Raw genomic sequence first — 6,179 nt, 5'->3', positions numbered from 1 at the left:
GGTCGTGTACGCCTCCGCGTTCACGCCCGGATCCGTGAGGTCGATCCGGAGCTCGCCGTCGTCGTCGCTCACGACGTAGTTCCCGTTCGTGCCGTTGGTCGCGCCGAACTCGACGTCCGGCTCGCCGTTAAAAAGGTTCTCGGTCGGCGAGCCCGCGGTCCCCAGCACCGCTCCGGTCGCCACTACCGCGCCGAGCGCGAAGAGTACGACGAGCGCGGCGGTGATGGAGCGGAGTTTCATTGTGGCGTGGTGGCTAGTGGTGGTGTAATGAACCGTCCTCCGTCAGGAGAGACGTGATACCGAACGTCGCTCAGTGAGGGCGAGCCGAATCGTTGTGAGGGGAGACTGGGTTAGTTACCCGTGCTCTCGGCGACGATCTCGATGTTGCTGAGGAGCTCATCGTTCTTCGAGAGCGTGTCATCTCCGGTGATGTCGATCCGGATGGACACTTCGATCATCTCTCCGGACGGCACGGTGACGGTGTTCGTTCCGTTCGTGATCTCCTGTGAGTCGTCCGTGTAGTCCGTTCCGTTGTACACGCTCACGTACTGCTCATTGGCGCCGATGGTGTTGACGGAGATGTTGACCTCGTTCGCGCCATTGTTCGATATCTGCAGGATGTTATCGAACTCGGTCGTGGCGTTCAGGTTCACACCCTCCCCGTTCTCACCTGCGAAGTTGATCTGGATCTCGGCGCTACTGTTGTCGACGTATCCGTCTGCCCCAGCACCGCTACCGGGTTCGAGCCCGACGAGCGCGTTCGCGTCACCGGCGACGTTCACTTCGGCGGTCCGTTCCGCTTCCACCGTGGTGAACGCGCCCGTGGCCGTGACGACCGTGATCGCTCCGAAGATCAATACCAGCGCAAGCAGCTTTCCTTTGGGTCGTGCCATAGTTGTTGTCTCCTTGTGTACGCGTCAGCGCGGCGGGCGTCGGTGCCCCCGGCCGGCGTCTCTATTGCATACATATACCCCTACCATCATTGTAAGCCCGACCTACCCAGTAGTTAGAGCATCCTAACGATCCGGTATCGGGTAGTTAGGGCACCCTAACGTGCCGAATTCGAGGGTTTGAAGGGTTCGGTGTGTTGGCGTGTAGCGTTGGAGTTTGGTGGTACCACGCACCACGATCAACGCCCACACGCCTCGTCGATCGTGGCGAGCAGGTCGTCCTTGCTGAAGGGTTTGGTGAGGTAGGCGTCGGCGCCGGCGTCCGTGGCGCGGTCGCGAATCTCCGCGGTCACCATCGCGGTGCTCATCACGACCGCGACCTCAGGGTTGGCCCGTTTGATCGTCCGAGTGGCCTCGATCCCGTCGGTGCCGGGCAGGTCGATGTCCATCACGACCACGTCCGGGGCGGTGCGGTCCGCCTCGCGGATCGCCTCCTCGCCGGTCTCGGCGACCCCCACGACCGTGTGTTCCGGGGTGAGAAACCCGCGCAGGAGCGCGCGCTGCATATCGGTGTCTTCCACGAGGAGGACGTCGACCATTCGGAGGACTGTGTTATCTGGCGGGGGATTAGTTAAATGCTCAACACGTTTTCCGGGATTCGCGTCGGCATTCCACCCAGGAACCAACCTGTAATAGGACGGGGTGGCGTTAGGTGTGGGATTGATCGCCGATTGGTCGGACATCGGTTTTGATCCTGCAGCAGATTGGTCGGTGTCGATGGTGGGACGATCACCGGTTGGGCGGGATGGGATTCCGGATCCGAAATTGCGAACGGGCGGGCGTCCCGTGGGGATGGCGTTCGGGTGCTTCCGTCAGTGAAACGAGAAAATTGGTACAATTGGCCCAACTCCTCGGGCGAAACACGCGAATGGCCGCTCACCAGCGCGAAGGCACCGTTATCCACGCAGGGCGCGCCAGCGGGAGGATCCCATCAGTCCCGGCGGTTCGAACCCGCCAACGTTGCCCCGATGTCGGTGGCGCGACGGGAGTGGGGTCACAGATACGGACCATAGGGGTTATCCGAATACGTGGGACCGGAGGTGTCCTGGTCGGTCACGTCGGCCGGGGGTTTTCTGACGGTGTCGCGCGCCCCCGAGATAACGGCGGTCAGAATCCGGCGGTGTCCTCGAGCTCCTCGGCGAGCTCGGCGACGTCCGCCTCTACCATGTCGTCGAGGTCGTACTGTTGCATGAGCTCGCCCGTTTCGGCTACGGGGATGTCCTCGAGGCCGTCGAACCCTTCGGGCGGCCCTTCGGCGAGCACCTCACCGACTTTCCGTTGACTCTCCTCGTAGGCGTCGATATACTGTTGCATACGCTCGAGGACGTCACGACACTTCTCCTCGGTGAGCCGCCTCGGCCCCGTCCGATCGTCGAACGGGAGTCGCTCGGTTTGTGACGCCCCGAGGAACTCGTCGAGCGTCATGTCGAGGTGCTCCTCGGCGAGGCGTCGGTAGGTGTGAAACGCTCGGTAGAACTCGACGACGGTTTCCATGAGGTGATTTTCCGCCCGTGCCATAGCGGCCGGCTGAAAGTTCTCGGTCACCTCGGTTCGGTAACTGAGTAACCCGTCGGCCGCCAGAGCCGCGAAAAACGGCCGCGAACGGTCCTCGGTATCAAAGGCTAACTCGAGGTCGTTCTGTTCCCACAGCTCGCGGTACTTCCCGGCGAGGCGCGACTCGTCGGGGTCGTACTGGGGTCCGTAGTCGTGAGGCCATGACGCCGGCGTATCGGCGTTCCCGTACTCGTCGACGGTGAAATGGCCCTGGGATAGTTGCTCGAGCGCCTCGTTGAGGAGGACGACGGCGACGTGCATATTCCGGGCGGTTTCGTACATCATCATCGCCGTATAGAGCCGCTCGAGTTCGGCGTTCGCCATACTCGAGAGTGAAAACGCCTCTATCGCCCCGTGGGTAAACTCCAGGTCGCGGGTTTCGTATTCGTATCTCGGCGCCGAATCCCGGAGCATTTCTATACGGTCGTCCTGATCCCCGGCGGCCGCTTTCAGGAACATTCGCACCCGGTCGTCGGCGTCGAGATCGCCGAGGACGTTATCTTGTACGTTCTTGACGTCGTGCTGGAGATCGGTTAGTCGTTTCATAGCTGAATCACCTCAATACTGTTCGACACCCGCCTCGCCTATCGCCTGAGCAAACGCCTCGGCGCGGTCGTCGAGGTCGAGCGGGGCGTCGGGGCGTTCCATCCCGGCCCGGTCGGCGTACTCCTCGCGGAGAGACTGATACGCCTCGAGGTAATCGCGATAGTACGACAGAGTGTTTTCACAGAGCTCCTCGTCGACCGCTGGTACACCGTGCGGGCGGGCGAAGGGGTCGAGGGGGGAATCGGCCGCCTCGGGCGGGCGGATAATGGCTAAGAACTCGTCGAGAGTGACGTCGAGGTACTTCTCGGCGAAGATACGCCACCCGTGGAACCGCGTGTGAAAATGAACGACCATCTTCGCGAGCTGTAATTCTGCCCTCACGAACTCCGGCGGAATCCGGTCTATGTCGACATCGTCGAACCCCGAATAGTCCTCGGCATACGCCATGAGGCCGAGCGCCGCGAGGTGAGGGAACTGTTCCGACGTCCCACTCCGGTCGTCCCCCTCGAGGAGGAGCTCGGCCGGGACGTCCTCCCACAGCTCGCGGTATTTCGTCGCGAGCGTCGACGTGTCGGGGGCGTACTGTGGCCCGTAGTCGTCGGGCCATGAACCCGGTATCTCGGCGTTCCCGTACTCGTCGACGGTGAAATGGCCCTGGGATAGTCGCTCGAGCACCCCGTTCAACAGCATTACCGCCATGTACCTGTCGCGGTCGGCTTCGCGCTCGGTAATAGCCTGGTAAAGCGTCTGAAGTCCATGTCTCGCCTGGAGGGAGAGGAAACTGTATCTCTTTATCCCGTCCGTATACTCGAGGTCGGTCGCCTCGTATTGTTTCGTCGGCGCCGTTTCGGTGAGCCACTCTATCCGCTCCTCGCGGTCCTCGGCGGCTTCTTGGATGAAATACCGAAGTCGCTCCTCGGTGTCGAGGTCGGCGAGTTGTTTGTCGCCTATACTTTTGACGTCGTGTTTGAAGTCGTCTATTGAGGTCATACGTCGTGTACGTCTTTGAGAAACTCGAGTTGCTCGCGAATCTCCTCGAGGTCGGTTCGGTCGGTCACCCACTCGTCGTAATCCTTCGCCGTCCTCGCGGCTTTCCGGTACTCTCCCTCCTCGAGGAGGCCCTGTATCGACCGCTGAAAGACGGCGTCGATAGTGAGCTCATGCCGAGCGCCGAGGTTCTCACCGACGTACTCGGCGATCCGGTCGAGGTCTTTCGAGATTTGCTGTTGACTCACGCCGTAACGTTCGGCCGCCTCGCCCTGGTGTATCATCGACGGGTGGCCGAGATCGCGAACCTGTTGTAGGAGCTCGGCCCGCCGTTCGACGTGGTCGTACTCCGTCGGCGGTTTCGACGGGATATTGACGGCCGCGTAGTCCGGTTGGCTACTACTCCCTACAACCGAACTCCGGCCGGTCTGTTGCGACGAGGTCATAGTCGGTTACCTCCGTGTATAGCGTCGCGGGGCGTAGGCGTGTCGGCGTCGCAACTGTTGGAACCGCGTACCTCGGCCGTGTGAGTGGGTCTAATCGGCGTCATCGGGGGGGCGGTCACCCCCGTTCGCAGCGGCTTGCGCCGGGTCGGACACCTCCGGCGACGGCCGACCGACCGAACCGGCGTCCTCGGCGAGAGAGTTGAGGAAATTAGGCGTATAGTATACAGTACGAGCAATTTCCTCAACCTCGTCGTCGTCGAGGTCCTCCAGGTCGACGGGTTCTAATTCCACCTCGCCGTGCTCGCCGAGCCGGTGTAACCCGTCGTCGCGCCACACTACCCGCCGGCCGTCCTCGGTGTCCTGTTCCCGCTCGAGGACGCCCCGCTCCCGGAGCGCCTCCAGATTGTTGAATACCTGTCGCCGGGTGAGGTCGACCGCCGGGTGTGCGACGACGTCCGCCGTGGTCGCCGTGGTGAGGTCCTCGAGCGCGTCGACGACGTCCCGCATACCGTCGCTCCAGGTCGTAAGCACCCGGCCCTCGCCGGCGAGCGGCACCCACTCGGGGAGGGTGTCGGTGTGCACATAGACGACGGCGCCGTTCCCGTCGCGACCGAACCGCATGGCCGCCTGGAGGGTGTCGTGCTCCCGCATATGCTGGAGGACGTCGTCGCCGAACCCGCTGTATGAGAGGTCGGCGCCTTTCTCCTCGCCTCGGTCGACCGCCCCGCCGGCGTAGGCGCCCCACTTCTTGATGTAGTGGTCGCCGTAGTGGTTGCTCCCGATCACGGCGCCGAGCCGGGTGTCGTCGAACTCATTTGAGCCGAGGACGTTCCCGTAGTGTTTCGTTTCGTCGACGTGCTCGAGGACGCCGTCGGCGTCGTATTCGTGCTCGGCGGTGGTCGTCGTAATCACCGACGGCCGTTCGCCGTGTTTCTCGGTCACCGCCTCGAGGAGGGCGGCGTCCTGTTCGGTGTTGACGTGGTCGGCCGAGTTGTACGGTTTCACGTACTCGGTGGTCCGAACCAGATTCAGATTCAGGGCGTCGCGAACGTACTCGGCGCGCTCCTCGCCCTGGAGCACCGGCCGGTGATTCAGTCGTTCGCCGAGGGCGAGCTCCCACATACGTTTCGTCGGCGTCCCGTCGAGGGCGACGACACCGCTCGCGTACTCCAGCGCCGGCGCCTGGAGCACCGACACCCCGCCCCGAGCGCGGTCGAACACACCGAGGCCGATGTCCTCGAGCTCGGCGCGTTCAAACCCGTTCCCGAGGTCGTCGCTCGCGAGGAGGGTAAAGACGGCGAGCGGGGCGGCTGCGTGTGCGCTCGCGTCGTCGAATACGTGGGTTTCGTCGGGTTCGACACCGTGCTCGTCGAACCACAGTAGCGCGTCGGCGCGCCGGCTTTCGTCGTCGCGGTTCTCGAGGAGATCGGTGTAACTGTCGAACGGGACGCCGTCGGTCGCCTCGAGCCAATACGATACGGCGCCCTGGAGCTCCGGCCCGAGGAGCGTTTCGTAGGCGTCGGGGAACTCGTCGAAAACCACCGTCCGGCCGGCGGCGACTTTCGGTTTGTGAGCGTGGTTGTAGTGGCCTATGAGGACGTCGTACTCGTCGGGGTCGAACTCCCATTTCGAGGCGTAGGGGCACCGTTGGCCCTCATGCTCTTGACAGGGGAGCGGGCGGTCGAGGACGTACTCG

General features: G+C 63.1%; 6 protein-coding genes and 1 pseudogene. All 7 read right to left on the bottom strand.

From position 1 onward, the window contains the following. On the bottom strand, positions 1-240 hold a 240-nt coding region (locus BLV25_RS16545; RefSeq protein WP_143114522.1), incomplete at its 3' end, for a hypothetical protein. Between the two features lie 110 nt (positions 241-350). Continuing rightward, entirely contained in the window at positions 351-893 is a 543-nt protein-coding gene (locus BLV25_RS16540; protein WP_092735458.1) for a DUF1102 domain-containing protein, read from the bottom strand. 236 nt (positions 894-1,129) lie between these two features. Continuing rightward, a complete protein-coding gene (locus BLV25_RS16535; RefSeq protein WP_176819536.1) occupies positions 1,130-1,489 on the bottom strand; it encodes a response regulator in 360 nt (119 codons plus the stop codon). Positions 1,490-2,057: 568 nt separating this feature from the next. Beyond that, positions 2,058-2,963 (bottom strand): hypothetical protein, encoded by a 906-nt coding sequence (locus tag BLV25_RS16530; protein WP_143114521.1) that lies wholly within the window; start codon positions 2,961-2,963, stop codon positions 2,058-2,060. 99 nt (positions 2,964-3,062) lie between these two features. Beyond that, positions 3,063-4,040 (bottom strand): hypothetical protein, encoded by a 978-nt coding sequence (locus tag BLV25_RS16520; protein WP_092735454.1) that lies wholly within the window; start codon positions 4,038-4,040, stop codon positions 3,063-3,065. Beyond that, positions 4,037-4,483: a hypothetical protein gene (locus BLV25_RS16515; RefSeq protein WP_092735453.1), complete on the bottom strand. Its 447-nt coding sequence runs from the start codon at positions 4,481-4,483 to the stop codon at positions 4,037-4,039. The genes BLV25_RS16520 and BLV25_RS16515 overlap by 4 nt, the downstream gene beginning before the upstream one ends. Positions 4,484-4,573: 90 nt before the next feature. After that, positions 4,574-6,179 (bottom strand): annotated as a pseudogene (locus tag BLV25_RS17610) (hypothetical protein); the annotation flags it as partial.

Source organism: Halopenitus persicus, from assembly GCF_900107205.1.
Lineage (GTDB): Archaea > Halobacteriota > Halobacteria > Halobacteriales > Haloferacaceae > Halopenitus > Halopenitus persicus.
Note: the sequence above shows the minus strand (reverse complement) of the source record. Positions and strands in the feature narration are given on the sequence as shown.